General features: G+C 69.6%; 13 protein-coding genes and 2 pseudogenes. 5 read left to right on the plus strand and 10 right to left on the minus strand.

Annotation, left to right across the window (positions count from 1 at the left end; all coding sequences use genetic code 11):
- Positions 1-8: 8 nt before the first annotated feature.
- The gene (locus ACZ6B1_RS33365) at positions 9-947 is read left to right on the plus strand and encodes an SMP-30/gluconolactonase/LRE family protein (RefSeq protein ID WP_468784550.1); all 939 of its coding nucleotides are present in this window, start codon (positions 9-11) and stop codon (positions 945-947) included.
- Between the two features lie 143 nt (positions 948-1,090).
- Complete coding sequence (locus ACZ6B1_RS33370; RefSeq protein ID WP_468784510.1) at positions 1,091-1,576, plus strand: hypothetical protein; 486 nt, start codon at positions 1,091-1,093, stop codon at positions 1,574-1,576.
- Positions 1,577-1,845: 269 nt separating this feature from the next.
- On the opposite strand, the gene ACZ6B1_RS33375 is transcribed toward ACZ6B1_RS33370, so the two are convergent.
- The 5 genes from ACZ6B1_RS33375 to ACZ6B1_RS33395 form a co-directional block, all read right to left on the minus strand.
- The gene (locus ACZ6B1_RS33375; protein WP_468784511.1) at positions 1,846-2,538 is read right to left on the minus strand and encodes a hypothetical protein; all 693 of its coding nucleotides are present in this window, start codon (positions 2,536-2,538) and stop codon (positions 1,846-1,848) included.
- 37 nt (positions 2,539-2,575) lie between these two features.
- On the minus strand, positions 2,576-4,510 hold the full coding sequence (locus tag ACZ6B1_RS33380; protein WP_468784512.1) for a zinc metalloprotease: 1,935 nt from the start codon (positions 4,508-4,510) through the stop codon (positions 2,576-2,578).
- Between the two features lie 370 nt (positions 4,511-4,880).
- The gene (locus ACZ6B1_RS33385; RefSeq protein WP_468784513.1) at positions 4,881-5,093 is read right to left on the minus strand and encodes a hypothetical protein; all 213 of its coding nucleotides are present in this window, start codon (positions 5,091-5,093) and stop codon (positions 4,881-4,883) included.
- Positions 5,094-6,535: 1,442 nt separating this feature from the next.
- Positions 6,536-8,506, minus strand: a complete 1,971-nt coding sequence (locus tag ACZ6B1_RS33390; protein ID WP_468784514.1) for a YncE family protein — start codon at positions 8,504-8,506, stop codon at positions 6,536-6,538.
- Between the two features lie 468 nt (positions 8,507-8,974).
- Positions 8,975-9,403 (minus strand): YrdB family protein, encoded by a 429-nt coding sequence (locus ACZ6B1_RS33395; protein ID WP_468784515.1) that lies wholly within the window; start codon positions 9,401-9,403, stop codon positions 8,975-8,977.
- Between the two features lie 186 nt (positions 9,404-9,589).
- Here ACZ6B1_RS33395 and ACZ6B1_RS33400 point away from each other — a divergent pair.
- A pseudogene (locus tag ACZ6B1_RS33400) lies at positions 9,590-9,759 on the plus strand (response regulator transcription factor); the annotation flags it as partial.
- Here the strand turns inward: ACZ6B1_RS33400 and ACZ6B1_RS33405 are convergent.
- From ACZ6B1_RS33405 to ACZ6B1_RS33415, 3 genes are all read right to left on the minus strand, one after another.
- A complete protein-coding gene (locus ACZ6B1_RS33405; protein WP_468784516.1) occupies positions 9,747-11,237 on the minus strand; it encodes an alpha/beta hydrolase in 1,491 nt (496 codons plus the stop codon). The pseudogene ACZ6B1_RS33400 and the gene ACZ6B1_RS33405 sit on opposite strands and share 13 nt — an antisense overlap.
- 19 nt (positions 11,238-11,256) lie before the next feature.
- Entirely contained in the window at positions 11,257-11,481 is a 225-nt protein-coding gene (locus ACZ6B1_RS33410) for a DUF397 domain-containing protein (protein WP_468784551.1), read from the minus strand.
- Between the two features lie 380 nt (positions 11,482-11,861).
- A complete protein-coding gene (locus tag ACZ6B1_RS33415; protein ID WP_468784517.1) occupies positions 11,862-12,653 on the minus strand; it encodes a TetR/AcrR family transcriptional regulator in 792 nt (263 codons plus the stop codon).
- Between the two features lie 246 nt (positions 12,654-12,899).
- On the opposite strand from ACZ6B1_RS33415, the gene ACZ6B1_RS33420 reads away from it, so the two are divergent.
- Complete coding sequence (locus ACZ6B1_RS33420) at positions 12,900-14,612, plus strand: MFS transporter (protein WP_468784518.1); 1,713 nt, start codon at positions 12,900-12,902, stop codon at positions 14,610-14,612.
- An 802-nt stretch (positions 14,613-15,414) separates the two neighbouring features.
- On the opposite strand, the pseudogene ACZ6B1_RS33425 reads toward ACZ6B1_RS33420, so the two are convergent.
- Positions 15,415-16,001 (minus strand): annotated as a pseudogene (locus tag ACZ6B1_RS33425) (helix-hairpin-helix domain-containing protein); the annotation flags it as partial.
- 324 nt (positions 16,002-16,325) lie between these two features.
- On the opposite strand from ACZ6B1_RS33425, the gene ACZ6B1_RS33430 reads away from it, so the two are divergent.
- Positions 16,326-16,799: an orotate phosphoribosyltransferase gene (locus tag ACZ6B1_RS33430; protein WP_468784519.1), complete on the plus strand. Its 474-nt coding sequence runs from the start codon at positions 16,326-16,328 to the stop codon at positions 16,797-16,799.
- A gap of 57 nt (positions 16,800-16,856) precedes the next feature.
- On the opposite strand, the gene ACZ6B1_RS33435 is transcribed toward ACZ6B1_RS33430, so the two are convergent.
- Positions 16,857-17,156, minus strand: coding sequence for a hypothetical protein (locus ACZ6B1_RS33435; protein WP_468784520.1), 300 nt, complete (start codon positions 17,154-17,156; stop codon positions 16,857-16,859).
- Between the last annotated feature and the right edge of the window lie 556 nt (positions 17,157-17,712).

Below are 17,712 nucleotides of genomic sequence, written 5' to 3' on the forward strand. Positions count from 1 at the left end.
TGCGCGTCATGACACGTCTGTTCTGTCTGGGGGCTTCGGTACTGCTGGCGGCGGCCGGCCAGGCCGCTCCCGCGGGTGCTCGGGACCTTCCCGAGGTCTACGTCGTCTCGCGGGATCCCGGCATCCTGCCGGAGGGAGTCGCGGTGGATCAGGACGGCACCCTGTATGTGACGTCCGAAGGCACCGGCCGGCTGTTCACGGGACGCATCGGTGACGCCGAGCTGCGGCCCTTCGCCGCTCAGGGCATCGCCGATCGCCCGAGCGCGCTCGGGGTGCACACCGATGCCCGCCACCGTGTCTTCTCCGTGGGCGGCTCGATCCTCACGGTGCACGATCGAGAAGGGCGGCTGGTCGCCCGCCGCACGGCTGAGGACGGCCCCCTCGGCGCCGCGAATCTCAACGATCTCGTCATCACCAAGGACGCCGTGTACGTCACCGACTGGGCCAATCCCGTGATCCACCGAGCTGCACTGCGCGCCGGTCGTCTGGGCCCGCTGCGGCCCTGGGTCGACATCCGCAGCGCTGCTCCGCAGTTTCCGGCGCAGTACTGGCTGCTCAACGGCATCACGGCTGACCGCACGGGCAGGACGCTGCTCGTGGCGTCCAACGGCACGGAGGCGGTGTGGCGGGTGGACACCGGGACGAAAGCCGTCGAGGAGGTGCAGCTCGGTGGGACGTCGTTCGGGGCGGACGGCATGCTGCTGCGCGGCCGCCATCTCTATGCGGTGGTCAACTACGGTGCACCGGCCGGGGTTTACATCGTCCGGCTGAGTCGGGATCTCCGCAGCGGGAGGGTGGAGCATCAGATCACCGGTGACCGGTTCGACCTGCCGACGACCCTCGCTCGTCACGGCTGCCGCCTCTACGTGGTCAACAGTCAGCTCGACGAACCGCCCGGGCATCCGCCCTACACCGTCTCGGCGATCTCCGATCCCACATGCCGGTAGCCGGCACCGCCTGGTGAGGAGGAGCCCCGCAGCTCGGATGAGGACGGATGCGCGGGGTCGGTCGGCGTGGGGGAAGGGGGAGCGGCCGCCCGGGACAAGCCGACGACCAGCCCGCCTTGCGCAGGGCAGCGAAGGAGACGTACGTGACGAAGAGCGTATTGGGAAAGATCATCGCTGTGGGCGCTGGAGTGGTCGCGCTCGCCGGCGTAGTGCCGGGAGCGGCCTCAGCCGCCCAGCAGGGCGCGACCCAGAAATGCCAGCTTCCCGCGGCGACGTTGCACTACAAGTACTACACGTCCAGTGGCGCCACAGCTGACTGGTCCAAGAACTGCAGCGGCAGCTACTCGCTCAACTCTTCCGGTTACAGCATCCAGGCCGGCGGATGGTCGGGATACGTCTATTTCAGCGACGGGACGTCCAGCGACTTCTGCGACGGAGAGACCCGCTACCTGGGAGGTCCACGGGTCATCAGGATCTACATGGCCGAAGCGAAGATCGAGGAGTGCGTACGCCGCTCAGGCCTCGGCGACCGAAACACAACGGGGCGGCATCGACGGGTGCTGGCCTCATCGCGGGTCGACGAGCCCACCGATCTGCCGCTTCGGTTCGTGCAGGGACTCCGGCAGTAACGGAGCTTCGGACATGCTGGACATCCCCCTGACGGGCCGCACCGCTGGGTGCTGCATGCTCCCTGATTCCTGTGACCGCCTGGCGGACGAGGCGGACGGACACCGTGATGGGCTGGTCGGGTCGGGCCGGTTTCGTCCGTCAGGCGGTCAGGCGCTCAGGCGGTCAGCGGGTGGCTGTCGCGTGGTGGGGGTGCGGGCCTCGGTCCCGGTCCGGTCCGGTTTGGTTTGGTCCGGTCGGGTCCGGGGTGGGGGGGGCGAGGGCTGGGGGGTTAGCGGACGTGGCGGTGCACCGTCACGGTCGGCATGAAGTCGGCGAGGGGGTCGTTGCTGCCGCTGGTGCGGGGCGCGCGTGCCGCCTCGCGGTCGAGGATGGTTTTGACCTGCCGGGCGAGTTCGTCGGCCTGGCGTGTGATCTGGTCGATCGGCAGACGGGACGCCCGAAGGGCGTCGACCCGGCGGTTGATGCCGTTCAGTTCGCCGCGTGCCTGGCGGCTCAGACTGAACTGCCCGGGTGTGGCCACGACGAACTGGTAGGCGGCGGAGACGGTCTGGCAGGCGGGGCAGTGTTCGTTGACTGCCCGGCTGAGGTTGGTGGCGTTGATGAGGCGTGCGTTGCGGCCGGCCGTGGTGACGATCTGGTAGGAGAGCGCGACGGAGCGGCAGGGGTTGTGGGGGGAGCATCCTGCGGAGACGGCGGTGGCCCGGTTGTTGGCGGTGACGGCGATGGTGGGGCCGTACTCGTGGATGGCGAAGGAGGTGTCGGACTGGTTCACGTGGGTCCTGTCGGCGTGGCTGAGGGCGGTGTCGACGGCGATGGCGACGCGGGGGGTGATGCCGGTGCGGGCAGGGGTGGCGCGTGCTGCGGTGGTGACGGCGGTCATGGCCAGGCCGGCGGTGACGGCTGCGCCGAGGCGGACGGCCGTCTTGGTGGTCTTGGGGGTGCGCGGTTTGCGGTGGTGCATGGTCTTCTCCTGCAAAGGGGGGTTCGGTGACGTGGTGTCAGGACTGGCTCGGGTTCGATGGCGTGGTCGCCGTAGGTGAGGGCGAGGTGGGGGGAGACTGCGAGGGCGAGGAGGTGTGGGAGGGGGATGGGGTGGGGGTGTGACTCGGGGACGTGCTGGGTGTGGGGTGGGTGGGCGTGGTGCCGGGCGACGTTGTGGCGCCTGGTGTGCGGGTGCCGGGGGCCGGGGCGGCCGGGGATGCGGTGGACGGTGTGGCCGTGAGGGTGTGCTGGTCGCTGGTGGTGGAGTGGGGGAGTTGTGCGGGGTGGCTTTGCCGGGCTGTGACGTCGGGGGAGGGCTGGACGGTGGGGTGTGTTGCGCTGGGGCGTGTGGGGGTGGGGTGTGGGGTGCGGGTGGGTGTGCTGGGCTGCAACACGGGGGTGGCGGGGGCTGCTTTGGGAAGCGGCTCCGGTGTGAGGCCTTGGATCCAGGCGGTGGCGAGGACGGCGCAGCCCGTGGCGGTGGCGGCGGCCAGCGCCAGACGCACCACCGGTTTTCCTTGGCTCGCTTTCGCGGCGGCGCGCCATAGGCGGGCCGCCAGCCGGGCGGTGAGGTAGGCGCCTCCTGCCATCGGGCACAGCAGCATGAGGGTGCCGATGACTCCGACCAGCCCGGCCGCCGTGTGCCCGTCGGTGAACGCCCCGATGGTTCCCAGGGTTTGGTCGTGCAGGGCACGGGCGGCGGTGGTGAGCAGGCGGGGCAGGTTCCACAGGGCATAGGCGGCTTCGGCGAGGAGCAGCGGGACCATGGTCAGGACCCACACGGTGACGATGGTGCGCGCGGAGCGTTTGAGGTCCGCGACCTGGGCGGCGGCGGCGCGGTGGTGCTTGCCGGGGAGCAGGTTCAGCAGGATGGGTTTGATCTTGCCGTAGAGGTCGGGGACGCCGGCCAGGTCGCCGAGGATGTAGTAGCCGTCGAGGCGTACGACGGGCATGAGTTGTTCGAGGACTTCGAAGTGGGCGAGGTAGACGGCGGCGAGGAGGAAGGGCTGGCCGGTGAGGAGGTAGACGGCTGTGAGGGCCAGCATGAAGAGGACGTTGAAGTAGACGCCACCCAGTCCGGTGCGCAGGCGGCCCGCTTTCCCGATCCGGTAGACGTCGGTGACGTCCGTGTACATGGAGGGCCAGATCAGGAAGATGCCGCAGCCGATCTTTCCGGGGACTGCTCCGCTGTAGCGGCAGGCGGATGCGTGTCCGAACTCGTGGAAGAGGAGGGAGGCTACGGTCAGGAGGAAGATGATGAGCATCCACAGGGGCTGTTCGAGTACCTGCAGTACGGCGGTCATGGCGCCGTGGACGGCGAAGAGCCAGACGTCCATGACGACGGCGCCTGCCAGCGTCAGTACCACCACCAGGGGGCGGTGCAGCCAGGCCAGGGCGGCGGCGATGCGCGCCACATGCCCCTCATGGAAGATCGTTTTGTGGCCACGCAGGGCCAGCAGCAGATCGGAGCGGGGCGCGACGATCTCACCGGGGTGCTCTCCTGGGGGGACGGTGATCCCGAGCGGGGTGAGCTTGTGCTCGATGAGGTGGACGATGTTGTCGGTGGTGACTTCAGCCCCGTAGCGGCCGCTGACCCGGTGGGAGATCGCCTCGGCGTCGCGGACGCCGTCGATGCTCGCCACGACGAGGTACAGCAGGCGCGACAGCTGGATGACCTGTCCGTCGCCGCGGCGGACGATGTACCGGCGTTCGGTGAAGCCCGACCCCTTGTACTCACCGAGGGTCTGCAGGCCCTGGCTCGGTTGCGGGACAGGCGCGGCGTGCGGGGCTGCGGGGGCGTGGGCCGTCATGGTGGGGGCCGGGTGCGTCAGGGCGTCGGGCTCGTGGCCGTCGGGCGTGAGGGGGTCGGCGGTCTGCCCGGGTACGTGTCCGCGGTGTGGAGGGTGGGCCTGCAGCGTGGTGGGGCTGGCGTGGTCGGCGGACGCCGGCATGGTCTTCTCCTGGGCGCGGTTGACGGTTTGACACGTGGGCGTGGTGTGCGGCGGCGGCCTGTGGCGGTGTTTGTCGCATCCCCGGCGGCCGCCCGCGAGGGCAACGGCCGCGTGGCATGGGGGCGGTGACGGGCGGCGGGTGTGCGGTGAGGCGAGGTGAGGTGCGGGGGAGAGGTTCTGGCGCAACAGGCTCGATCGCTCAGGGCTGGTGCGACGGGACGCGTACGTGTGGGCGTCCACTGCCAACTGCGTCTGCGGTGAAGCTTCTTGGTCCACCAGGGGGAGGGTGTGGCTGCGGTGCGTGTCCGCCGGGGTGTGCCGGGCGGGGCCGGGTTCGTCCATCGGCCCTGCCCTGCCCGGCTCTGGTGTGTTACTGCTGGACGTTGATGCTCTGGGTGGCCTCGGACTGGGCGACCGCGTAGGGCGAGCACTGGTTGAGTGCGGCTGACTCGTTGTGCGCGTCCACGTGGGCCACCTTCTTGGTGACGGAGGTCATCTTGGCGAAGTTGAACGAGAACTTGCCGAGTGCCTCGCGTCCTGGCAGCAGTTCCGCGGTCTCGGTCTGGAGCTGGTCGGTGTTCACGGAAATGGGTCCTTTCATCCTTCAAGTGGTGTGTGCATCAGTCGGGTTCCGTTGCGGTGTGTCCCGACGTGCCGGCGGGCCGCTTCTCCGGCCCTTGTTTTCGAACCTGCCGGCGCGTTCCGGCTGACGGTGAGCGAGCAGCAGCCTGTCGGCACGGCCCGCGCCGGAGGTTCGATGGACGGCGCGAAGTGCCTTCCTTCGCAGTCGGGTCATGCGGAAACCCGGCTGCGGAGGTTGGGCGCGGCGGAACTGGGGGAGAGCCGCCCAGCCGTCCGTAGTCTCCGAACAATTCGTCCGGAGGGCCTGGACAGTAGCCGAAGCCGAAGGAAAAGCGCAAACAATCCAAATGCGACATTCGTTCAAAGTCGCATGGCTGTTCCTTCGATGCGGCATGACCAGGGCCAGCTGCGCCGGCGCGGCACTGCGGCACGCATCCGGCCACCGGTTATCGGCCGGGCGTACCGGTCGGACGCAGGGCCAGGTAAGTGTGAGGCCGGCGCCCCGCACGGCCGCGTCGCGGCACCGCGCAGTCGTAGACCGCTGGGGGCGGCAGCGCACGGTCACGTGGGCGTGCACGTCCACGGCCGTGGTCCTGGCGGCCCTCCAGGTCCGTGTCGTCAGCCGCCGCACCCCGGTCACCGCAACGCGTGCGCCATGGACCAGGTATGTGGCGCCCACCTGACGCCCCGCGAGTTCTCCGTGAACCTGGCGTCGACCGCCCGATCGCCCACGCCCGCCCCGGCAACGACCGCGGATGGCCCCCTCGACATGAGCCGCGCCATGCCGGTGCTGCTCCCGCCTTCTCTTGCCGCGAGCAGGCCATCGAAGAGCCTTTCGCGTGCCGCCGTTCTCAGTGTCGGCAATTCCCTAGGGGCTGCGCCTGCTTTGACGCTCCTCTTGAGTGCCCCGATGCGCTCAGTGTCTGTGTGCAGGCCGCCGTTGTCCTGGGGGCACGCGCCGAGTTGAGCGTCGGGGTCGACGGCGTGGGGTCATCGCCGTCTACGGGGCGGAGCGGCCTGCCGTGCGTGGCTGTCGCCTGCCGGGCGGGCGCCGGGGTTGTTGCGTACCGTCTGGATGGATGTCGTTCGACCGGGATGGTCCTGCGTGATAGACCGGCGATCTGAGCGGTGACCTCGCTCTGCTCCTTGCGGTTGCCCGCGAGGTCGTCGGCGTGTACTGCTGCGCGTACTTGTTCTGGATGGGGGTCTTTGCGGGCTCGTCGGCCACGACAGCACTGCTTGTACCTGGTTGTTGCTGCCGGATGCCAGTCACCGTGAGAGAGCGACAGTTGCTATTCCACACGTCACCACCCTTGACTCGACGCCCTGCGCACCCTGAAGCAGATGCCACGAGAGGCGAGGATCCGCTGAAGTGTTCGGGCCAGCAGCGTGAGCGGCGGTCGGGCGGAGAAGGCCTGGCCGAGGCCCTCTCCGCCCGGGCGGTCAGTTGGTGAAGGTGAAGTACTTCCAGGCCCCGTGGGTGGTGGAGTTGACGCTGTCGCCGGAGGAGCCGTTGACGTACGACGAGCGCATGCGGGCGCGGACGCCGGCTGTGCCCGCTGCCTCCAGGCGCACGGCCGACTTGCCGTTGGAGCCCAGGGCGAAGTACTCCGAGCCGGAATCGTGCCAGGAGCCCTGGTAGTAGACCTGGAGCTGGAAGCGCTGTTTGCGGCCGGCGTAGTAGCTCATGGCGGTGGTGAACACCGGGTCGGTGTTCTTGTGGAAGTAGTAGTACGTCGTGGAGCCGATCCGGCCCGTCTTGTAGTGCTTGGAGACGGTGGTGGAGACCTTCACCTGGGCGTACGCCGTGGATTTCGCGGTCTTCGACGCATAGCGGGCGTCGCCGGCGAAGACCGCGGTGACGGCGGTGTCCCGGGTCATGTCGACGGTCACCGACAGGTTGCCGCTGGAGTTGACCTTGGCCGTCTTCAGCAGCTTCTTGGGCTTGTCGGATCCGAAGGGGTCCGCGTAGATCGAGACGGAGCGGTTCTTGTACGTCGTGCCGAGGTGCGCGGTGAAGGTGACGTCCTTGCCGTACGCGTACAGCTTGCCGTTGTTATTCAGGCTCAGCGACGTCGCTTTGCGCGAGACGTCCACCGCGTCCGAGCCGGAGGCCGGTGCGTGCGTGGCGTCGCCCGCGTAGGAGACCTTGTAGGTGACCTTTCCTCCGGCGGGCGGGGCGTCCGTGAAGGAGAAGCCGCCGTCCGCCTTCGTCGTGACGGTGGCCAGCGCCTTGCCGTTCGGAGAGTCGACGTCGGTACGGGTCACCTTCAGGGCGGTGCCGGCGGCGAGGGGCATCCTCGAGGTCAGCTTGCCGGTGACAGTGAGCTTCTTGCCCCGTTCCGACTTACCAGGGGCCGACACCTTCAGGGTGGGCAGCTCCTTGGTCGGGTCGGTCAGGGCGCGCAGGGTGTACGTGCCGTAGGTGTTCTCGGAGACGGCGAAGACCCGGCTCGAGTCCGGCGCCCAGGCGAGCGCTCCGTCCACGAGGGTATCGGCGCCGCTGCTGTTGCCGGTGTTGGGGAAGTCGTACTCCCGCACCGGCACCTGGTCGCCGGGCCGGTGGATGTGGACGTCGGGCTCGTACCAGGAGGAGCTGCCGCCCGCGACGCTGCCGTCGGGCGCGACCCGCACCGCGTTCGGGTAAGGGTCGATGGGGTAACCCGGCCGTTCCGTGAGATCGGTGGTCGAGTAGGCGCCGAGACCGTAGCCGTACTCCGGGTCGCCCCACGAGGTGAGGACCTGCTCGCCGTCGGGCGTCAGGTCCAGCTGCCGCACGGCGGTGTCCATGTCGCCCTTGACCCGAAGCACGGCCCCGTCGGCCGAGACGTCGTACACGGCGAGGTGGCCACCGTTGCCGGCCACCAGGACGCCCGGCACGGCCGGGTCGGACGCCAGGAACATGCCGAAGGCGCCGGAGAAGTCGACGTCCCCCCGCTGGGCGAGGTGAACGACGGGTTCGGGGCCGGAGACGTCCAGCGAGCCGAAGTTCGTGCCGTGGGCGAACCAGATCCGGCCGTCCACCACCTCCAGGTCGCCGGGAGCCACGCCCACCGGATAACTCGCGGTCTGGGTGTACGTGCTCGTCTCCACCGAGATGATCCGATTGCCGTTCTTGACGGCCGCGTACACCTGTCCGGAGTCGGCGGACAGCGCCAGGCCGGTCACGCCGGAAAGACCGGTGAGTGTCGCCTTCACTGTGCCGCTGTAGTCGGTGACGACGATCTTGCCGCCGGCCGGATCGGAGACGTAGACCCGCTGGTGGGCCCCGTCCACGATGATGTCACCGACCGCCTTCACCGGAAGGACCTTGGCCGAGTCGGCCGACGCCGGACCCGCCACGCCCGCTATCAGGGACGCGGAACCTAGGACGACCGCGAGTGCCGTCGCGATCGAGATGCTGCGCCTGCGCACAGTACTGTGACCCCCCACAGAAGAAGCCCGGTGGTGTCCGGGCGGTAAGGAACGGGCGGCGCGTCCCCCTGGCCCCCGCGACGGGTGCCCGGACGCTGCCGGAGACGAAGCGTATGGCATGCCAGTGACAATCGTGGACCGTATTACCGCGACCGGATGAGGGGGCCGGCGGGGAGGCTGCACCCTGCGGCATCTGGCCGGTCACTCGGGCATGGTGCGACTCGGTGGGGCGGCATGGTCGACTGGTTGGGCGGCTGACACCGCCTGTTGCTGGCCGGCCTCGTCGATGCTGCGGTGGCGGTTACAGTACATACAAGGGGTGTTCCCGGCCTGAGAGACGGTCAGCGCCGGGCAGCTTCATCTCCTGGCAACAGGCCTCGGTAGTGCCGTTACCGAGCTCTCCTTCGACGTTCTCCCCCCCCAGGTGAAGACGCCGTTGCCGACGAGTGCCGCTTGCCGGCGGATGCCTCAGCCGCCAGGGCGCGCCACTTCGGGAACAGGCTGCACACCTCCGGGTGCGGGCCGGCGGAAGACTTCCGCCACAGTGATGTTCACGATCGTCACCACCGCCACGACCAGCGCCCCGACCGGATGCCCGATCCCGTCCAGCGCCAGCGCACCACCGCCCAGCACCAGCACCTTCACGATCAGGACGCCGGGCAGCGGCGGCCGCAGGGGCGCCCGGGGCGCGGCGAACAGCCACCATAGCGCCGCGGCGAGGGCCGGTGTGCCGAGGCCGAGGAGCACGCTGGCTGCCGCACTGCCACTCGCGGTGAAGCCCCACCAGCACAGCAGCCCCAGCGCAGCGATCTCGATCAGGAAAGCCAGCAGCTCGTTCGCCAGGTACCAAGGTCGTTCATCGATGACCGCCGAACCCCGCTTGCCGTTGCCCGTCATGTACCCCTCCCCGGATGACGCCCTGCGCGCACACCGGTTCTTCGGGGCCGCGACCCGGACGCCCTGGACGAACGCGGCCACGCCCTGCCGTGGCGGACCAGCGCCTGTATTCGAAGATCACGTTCACGCTGGCACAACCGTGGCAGGTACGGCGGCATCTGGACAAGCCCTGCTTCGAACAGTACCCGCGGCCTCGCCAACACGGAGATCGCCGACTCCCTCGGGCTGAGCCCGCTGACCGCGAAGACCACGTGAGCCACATCATGGGCAAGCTGGGCGCGCGGGAGCGGGCGCAACTGGTCATCGCGGCCTACGAGTCGGGGCTGGTGACGTCGGGCGACCGTCAGGCGCAGTAGGTGTCTGCGCCCGGCCGCTGCCCCGTCGCCAGGAAGCGGGAGACCGTGCGGTCGCCGCAAGCGTTGCCGTTGGCGAGGTAGGCGTCGTGCCCGGCGGAGTTCACCGTCACCATGACCGCGCGTCGGCCGAACGCCTTCCGGAGCTTCCGGGCGCCGCTGAGCGGGGTCGCGACGTCCCGCTCGTTCTGGACGAGCAGGATGTTGGACGGCCCCCGGCCGGCGATCCGTACAGGCGCCTCACGCGGCGGATACGGCCAGGCGGCGCACGGCATCGCGTTGCGGGGCATGCCGGCGGTGAGCGGGTACTCGGCGCGGCTCTCGGCGACGTCCTTCTCGTACACGGCCTTCGACGTGGGCCACGCGACGTCGTTGCACAGCGTGCCGGCGCCGACGGCGGCGACGTTCTGCAGGACGGCCTCGGGCGGCCCCGCGGGCGCGGGCGGCACGGTGCCCTGCTGCGCGGCCCGCATCAGCTTGGCGAGCGTGGGATATCGGCTGGGGGAGTACAGGCTGTCCAGCATGGTCTGGCGCAGGACGTTGCCGTTCAGCTCCTCCGGGTTGGCGCCGGGCCAGGGGAGGGGTTCCCGGTCGAGCCGGGCGGCCAGCCGCAGGAACAGCGGCCGGACGTCGGCGGCCCTGCTCGCGACGCGGTCCGGGTTGTCCGGCTTCGACGCCCACGCGGCAAAGTCGGGGAAGGTGTCCTCCACGCCCTGCTCGTGCCCGGCCAGCCAGGCGCGGGCGACGCGGATGGGGTCGGGGTCGTCGTTGCTGTCCAACACGATGCGGTCGGTGCGGTGCGGGAACAGCTGCGCGTACACGGCTCCGACGTACGTCCCGTACGACACGCCCCACGCGGAGAGCTTGCGCTCGCCGAGCGCGGCACGGAGGCGGTCGATGTCGCGGGCCTCGTTGACGGTGCTGAGGTGCCGGATCAGTTCGCCGCCGTTCGCGGCACAGGCATCGGCCATGCGGCGGGCGGTAGCCATGTTCCCGTCCACCGAGCCGTCGGCGGCGGGCCAGGGGCGGAGCCTGGAGGTGGCGAGGTCGCCGTGGTCCAGCCCGCAGTCGACGGGCGTGGACGGAGCGAGCCCGCGTGGGGCGAAGCCGACCAGATCGTAGGCGTCCAGGACGCCCTGGGGGAGCTTCTGCCCCTTCGCCGAGGGGTCGTTCAGGCTGGAGCCGCCCGGCCCGCCGGGGATCAGCAACAGGGTGCCGCGCCGGGCCTCGGGATTTTCGCTCGGGATGCGCGAGACGGCGATGTCGATGAGGGGACTGTCGGGGTCGGCATGGTCCATGGGGACCCGGAGGGTGGCACACTGCTGACGGGGGTCGATGCCGGAGCCCTCGCAGGCGGTCCAGGCGAGGCCCTCGGAGGGGATCGCGGCCACGGAGGCGGTCACGGGCGCGGTGACGGCGAGAAGAGCGGTGGAGACGCCGACGATGGCGACGTTGCGGATGGTGCGCGTGCGCTGTGTCATACGACGAGCCTCGCGGATCTCAGGGGCCCGCCCCATCCGGGCAACAACCTGAAACGCCTTGGGGTTTACCCCACCATCCCCCTGACGAACTCCACCCAGGCGGCGCTCCCGACGAGGACCACGGATCCGTCGGCCACCTGCTGTCCCGGACGGGAACGACACCGGGGACTCCGTGGGCGACCTCGACGCAGTTGCCGCCGTCACTGTTGCTGTAGGTGCTCCTGCGCCGGCGGGCGCCGCTCAGGTCCTACTCACGCATCGTCCGAAGTCCTCAGCCGCCGAGTGGCGGCGGCGCCCGCGGGCGGCCGCTCATGGTGGCAGAAGTGCCGGGCACGGTGCGGGGAGAGTCGCGCGAAGACCGCCCCGGCACTCCGGGCACGCCAGCAGGTGCCCCTTTACCCGGTGGACGTCCGCCCAGGCAAACCGCACCCGAGATCGTCCAGCGATGCACCCAGCCGTCTCCAGCCGCGTGTATTGCGGTGAACCCCGTCGCGCCCCCCAACGTGTCCCAAAGCCAGCGTCCCTTCATGCCAGGACAGGGCCAGCCGGTTCCCGCACGACAGAGGGGGGCGCACCCGGGCGCGGCATCCGTCTGCCGCTGACGTCCGGGGGTTGCGGAGGCGATCAGTCCTCCGGGGTCGCGTGGTCCGTCCGGTCCGGCAGGTAGCTCGCCAGGCCGCGCAGGATGATCTGCAGGCCGATGTCGAACCGCTCGTCGGAGGAGTCCGTCACCATGAGTCCGGACAGGGCGCGCAGGTGCGGGAATTCGGCCTCGGGCAGGGTCGCAAAGTAGTTCTGCATCTCGTCGGCCATATCGCGCCAGTCGGGGCGGCCCAGGGAGGAGGCGTCGCCGCCCTGCTGGGCGGCGCGGTCCTGCCACATGCCCTCCTCCAGGACGAACCCGTCGATGTACGTGGAGATGAGGTCGCCCGCCTCCGCCGCGATACGGTCGGGCAGGCCCGCCGTGCGGAATATGGCGAGCAACCCCTCGACGTGTGGGAGCAGTTCGGCGGTGAAGGGGACGTGCGCCATGGAGATCCGGGCCATGTCGCGATGGGACAGCAGTCGCTGTCTGCCGGCCCGCGCGTAGTCCAGCAACTGCTCCTGCCACCGGTCCGGATCTGCTGCGGGCATCTCGAAGCCGTCGAAGAGACGTGCGTACATCAGCTCCAGGAGGTCGTCCTTGGAGTTGACGTGAGCGTAGAGGGCGGAGACGGTCACGCCCAGTTCGGCGGCCACCTGACGCATCGACAGTCCGTCGAGTCCCTGCCGGTCCAGCACGGTGAAGGCCGCCTCGACGACGCGGTCGCGGGACAGCCGTGTGCGCGCGGGAGCGGCATGGACACGGGCGGGGCGCTCCCGCTCCCACGGAGACGGCGGTGGGGTTGCTGGGCTGTCGGCTGCCGCGTCTGTCATGCGACCAGTCTAGGCACACGAGAGAACAGTGTTCTCCACCGGCGAGCGACATTCCCCGGCCCCCGCCGAACCAAGACGCGATATATCTTGTGCGGTGCGGCCGGATTGCGCTATATCTTAATGAACAGCGTTCTCTGGCTGAGCACTGTTCTGCTACGGTGAACATCGTTCACCACGTCCGTCACCCATTCCTGCGCGCCTTGCGGACCCGTCTCCGCGGTGCGCACCCCCCAGCGAGGAGTTCCGATGTCCACCACCGGTGTCGCGTCCACGGAGACGCCCACCGACTCGCCCGCGCTCTACCGGTGGCGCTGGGCTGCGCTCTTCGTGATCCTCGCGGCGGAGGTGATGGACCTCCTCGACGCCGTCGTCACGAACATCGCCGGTCCGTCCATGCGTGCCGACCTCGGAGGCGGGGCCTCCACCCTGCAGTGGCTCGCCGCCGCGTACACGCTGTCGATGGCCGTCGGGCTCGTCACCGGAGGCCGGCTCGGGGACATCCACGGACGCCGCACGATGTTCCTGGTGGGCGCCGCCGGCTTCACCGTGGGCTCGCTGCTGTGCGCGGTGTCCGTGTCGCCCGAGATGCTGATAGGCGCCCGCGTCGTGCAGGGCCTGTTCGGTGCGGTGATGCTGCCCCAGGGCCTCGGCATGATCAAGGAGATGTTCCCGCCCAAGGAGTCGCAGAAGGCCTTCGGCATGTTCGGTCCGGTCATGGGACTGTCCGCGGTGTGCGGGCCGATCCTGGCGGGCTGGCTCGTGGACGCCGACTACTTCGGCACCGGCTGGCGGATGATCTTCCTGATCAACCTGCCGCTGGGTGCCGCGGCCTTCCTCGGCGCGGTGCGCTATCTGCCCCGGAGCCGCTCCGAGAGCAAGCCCCGCCTCGACATCCCCGGCATGCTCCTGGTCTCGCTGGCCGCGCTGCTCATCATCTTCCCGCTGGTCCAGGGCCGCGAGTACGACTGGCCCGTGTGGGCGTTCGTGATGATGGGCGCCTCCGTCGTCGTCTTCGCGGTCTTCGCCAGGTACGAGTCGCGCCGCAGCAGCGCCGGTCTCGACCCGCTGGTCGTCCCGAGCCTCTTCCGCAAGCGCGGGTTCAGCGGCGGCATGGTCCTCGGACTGGTCTTCTTCTCGACCATGCAGGGCTTCATGCTGGTCTTCAACCTCTACACCCAGATAGGCCTCGGCTATTCGCCCCTCAAGGCGGGTCTGGTCATGGTGCCCTGGTCCGGCGGCATGATCGTCGGGTTCGGGATCGCGCAGGGTGTCGCACGGTTCGGACGTGCCGTCCTTCAGGCGGGCACCCTCGTCATGGCGGCCGGCGTGTTCGGTGTGTGGCTGACCCTCGACATGGTGGGCAGCGGCGTCGGACCCTGGCAGCTGCTGCCGTCCCTGCTCGTCGCCGGCATCGGCATGGGCCTGCTCATGGCTCCGTTCTTCGACATCGTGCTGGCCAGTGTCGAGCAGCACGAGACGGGTTCGGCGTCCGGCACGATGACCGCGATGCAGCAGCTCGGAGGCGCCTTCGGCGTGGCCATCCTCGGCACCGTGTTCTTCGGCCTGCTGGGCGGCGGGATCGCCACCGCCGTCGACCACCGCTCGAACGATCTGCGCGGGCAGCTGGCCGCCGCCCACGTCGCGCCCGCCGCACAGGATCGTGTCGTGGCGGACCTGCGCGAATGCGCCTCGGACCGCGCCGTGGCCAAGGACCCCGCCGCCACCCCGGCGTCCTGCGCGCGCCTGGAGAAGGACACGCGGTCCGCGGTGACCTCGCCCGAGGCCGGGGCCCGGATACCCGCGGCCCTGCAGGCCACCGCGACCTCGGCCTTCAAGGGCGGTTTCGGATCGGTCATGAAGACGGTGCTGTGGATCGTTGACGGCATGCTCGCGCTGACCTTCCTCCTCTCCTTCCTCCTGCCGCGCCAGGCGCGCCCCGAGGAGTCCGGCGGACACTGACACCGGCACCGGCCGCCGGTCGCACCGGCGAACGGGATGACCGGGCACTCCTCCTCAGGATTGCCCGGTCGTCGTCCCGCTCCCGAGACCTGCGCGTACTGTGCGTGCGGGTGGGGGCGCACACGTGTCCGGCAGCGGGCGGAAGACGCTGGCGCACCCCGTGGCGGGTGCAGCCCCTCGAAGAGGGTCGGACCCGGTGAGGTGCGGACATTCCTCCAGCACCCGGTTGCAGAATCGGCGCCGAGCGCGTCGACCAGCGCGGCACGCAGGCGCTGGATGGACGCCGTCCGGGCCGGAGGCGGCGGCCACAAGTGCCTCGACACATATGCGCCGTGCACCGGCCACTCGACGCATAAGACCCCCAGACCACCGGGTGGTTACCATCCAGGCGGTCGCCCCACCACTCCTGCGGCCCGTGCTCCCGCTCGCTCCACCCGCAGTGATGGCGGCGACTCCAGACCCCGGCGGCCGCCGCCTCCCCGCACAGCATCCGGCCCGCTCGCTCGCCGTGCTCGGCCGTTCGAACACGCCCACAGCGGCGAGTACGACGACGTCGGCTTGGGTGGTGAGCGGCGTGGTGCCGAGTAGGGGTGCCTGGGGGCTAGATCCTGGGTGATGTTGATCAACCAGTTGCCTTGAGGAGGTCGTTGATCCAGTCATTGAGGCAGGGAGACGGAGGCCGACAGGTGGGTCTCGGGTGTCTGGCCGGTGGCCCCCCGCTCAAGGCGCGGCATCGCGACGCTGACGAAGCCGCCGCCATCGCCGCGGCCGCACGGGCAAGCAGCATCGCCGCCCACTGACATTGCTGCATCGCTTCGGCGTCGGCGGCGTGGATGGCGTCCATGGTGGCGAAGTGGCGAGCGATACGCCGGGACATGGAGCGGCCGGTGCCTCGCACCCCGAGAGCGCACAGCACCCGCGACAGCGGCTGCCGCTTGGCCTTCTCGATCGCGGCGAGCAGGTTGTCGGTGCTGGTCTCGCCCATCCGGTCCAGGCCGAGCAACGCCTCGCGGGTGAGGGTGAACAGGCTGGCGAGATCGGTGACCAAGCCGGCGTCGACGAGCTGGACGACACTGGTGCCGCCGAGCCCTTCGATGTCGAGCTGGTCGCGGCCGGCGGCATACGACAGGGAGGCGACCAGGTGGCAGTTGCGGCCCTGCGCGCACCGCCAGCGCTCCTGCCTCTTGTCGATGGCCGATCCGCAGCGCGGGCAGACTTCCGGGAACGCGATGGGCTTCCGCCGCCGGCGCGCAGGTGGGCGACGGGAGCCTCGATCCGGGGAATGACGTCTCCGGCGCGGTGGACCATGCCCTGGTCGCCCAGACGCAGGTCGCGCCGGGTGATGTCGGCCGGGTTGTGCAGGGTGGCATAGGTGATGGTGGAGCCTTCCCACGGGTGATGAGACGGGTGAGGCGGCCGCCTTCGTAGCGGGCGACGACCGCGAGCCCGTCCGGCTTCGGCCCGACGCTGAAGCGGGTGACCTCGTGCCCGACACGGCGCGCCAGGGACCCCGTCCAGGCGGTGAACTGCTCCAGTTGCCGGAAACGCGAACGGCATCACCCGCCTGTGCACCATGGTCGGCGACCCCGTCCTGGCCCGCGCCACCAAGGGCTCCCGCTCTTCGAGGAGATCCTCACCACGGCGCACACAGCACTGACGGCAGCCGACCGAGACAGACACGAGCTTGCTCGCCGTATCCATGCCGTTTCCCATTTGACCGGGCAGTTCACGCTTCGGTCCGGACGTACTGCCACGGAGTACTTCGACAAGTACCGGTTCGAGGGGGATCCGGTCCTGCTGGATGACATCGCCCGGCAGATGGCTCCGCTGGTGCCCTCTGGCACCGAGGTCCTGGCTGGCCTGGAGATGGGCGGTATCCCGGTGGTGACCGCGCTCGGCCGACACACGGGTCTGCCTTGCGCTTTCGTGCGCAAGCAGGCCAAGTCGTATGGCACTTGCCGTCTCGCCGAAGGCGCCGACATCGAGGGACGCCGGGTGCTGGTCGTTGAGGATGTGGTCACCAGCGGAGGACAGATCGTGCTGTCGACCGCGGACCTGCGTGGTCTAGGGGCTGAGGCGCTGCGCGTGATCGACCGGGAGCAAGGCGGTGCCGATGCCCTCGCGGCCGAGGGCATCGCGCTGCTGTCGCTGCTGACGGCAGCGGACCTGCGGGCCGCTGCTATCTGACCTGCCGGACTGGCGGTCACCGGCCGAACACGCTCTTCTACTCGCCGCCTGCTCCGGTCAGTCAGGTGAGTTCGGAGGTCGGATAGGGACGGCGGTGATGTCGGCCACGCGGTCAACGACGCCCAATGCCACGCCGAACTCGTAGGCCTCAACCCTTGTGAGGACCGCACCACTGCTGTGCTGGATGACGTTGGCGATGAGTTCGCTGGCCACCAGCATGGCGTCGAAGAGGTGATCCTCCGCTTTGCCGTCCGGGATGTCGGCCAGGACGGTGCGGGCGGCGTGCCGCGGAGCATCGAGTCCGTCGAGGACCACATCACGGTGGATGAGCAGGTCTCCGAGGCTCCGGTCGAGCACCAGTCAGCAGTTGTCGGGGGCATCGTCGTCTTTTCGCATCGGGAGGGGAGCTATGCGGTAAAGGGCCATGGAAACCAAGGGCCCACCGCGCTTCTTCTCTCTCGGCCCTGGCGGCTCACTCATCGAGCGCGACAGCCTCTAGCTCAGGACTGCTTCGTCCCGAAGCAACTTAGCTGGGTGCTTGGCCTTGGACTCGTGTGCCTCTCATCTGCGGCGATGGTCCGCAGGCGTCCGCGCTTGGCCGCTGATGTTCGTCGGCGTTGTCAGGCAGTTAGACACGCAGCAGCCGGGGATCGCTTTACTCCGCTCCAGGCGGGATGAGGCGATCGGCGCTCTCTGCGTCGTCCTTGGCTCCGGCGCTCAGATCACCTCCGCTTGGGAAGCTGAGGTGATCTGAGGCATGCCTGCTGCTGGGGGGTATAGATGCCTGGTGCGAGGCCGTTTGATTCCCCGGGGTGTCCCGTGGTTCACCGCACGATCTGGCACGACCTCTTCGCTCGCAGTCGGCCGGCGCAAGGCGTCGTGTCCGTCGCGATCGTGGCGGACCCAGCGGCTT

This window comes from Streptomyces sp. NPDC041129 (assembly GCF_055592265.1).

Coding starts and splice junctions, on each gene's coding strand:
- ACZ6B1_RS33365 (WP_468784550.1), top strand. CDS start 9: ATGACACGTCTGTTCTGTCTGGGGGCTTCGGTACTGCTGGCGGCGGCC.
- ACZ6B1_RS33375 (WP_468784511.1), bottom strand. CDS start 2,538: ATGCACCACCGCAAACCGCGCACCCCCAAGACCACCAAGACGGCCGTC.
- ACZ6B1_RS33380 (WP_468784512.1), bottom strand. CDS start 4,510: ATGCCGGCGTCCGCCGACCACGCCAGCCCCACCACGCTGCAGGCCCAC.
- ACZ6B1_RS33395 (WP_468784515.1), bottom strand. CDS start 9,403: ATGACGGGCAACGGCAAGCGGGGTTCGGCGGTCATCGATGAACGACCT.
- ACZ6B1_RS33405 (WP_468784516.1), bottom strand. CDS start 11,237: ATGACACAGCGCACGCGCACCATCCGCAACGTCGCCATCGTCGGCGTC.
- ACZ6B1_RS33415 (WP_468784517.1), bottom strand. CDS start 12,653: ATGACAGACGCGGCAGCCGACAGCCCAGCAACCCCACCGCCGTCTCCG.
- ACZ6B1_RS33420 (WP_468784518.1), top strand. CDS start 12,900: ATGTCCACCACCGGTGTCGCGTCCACGGAGACGCCCACCGACTCGCCC.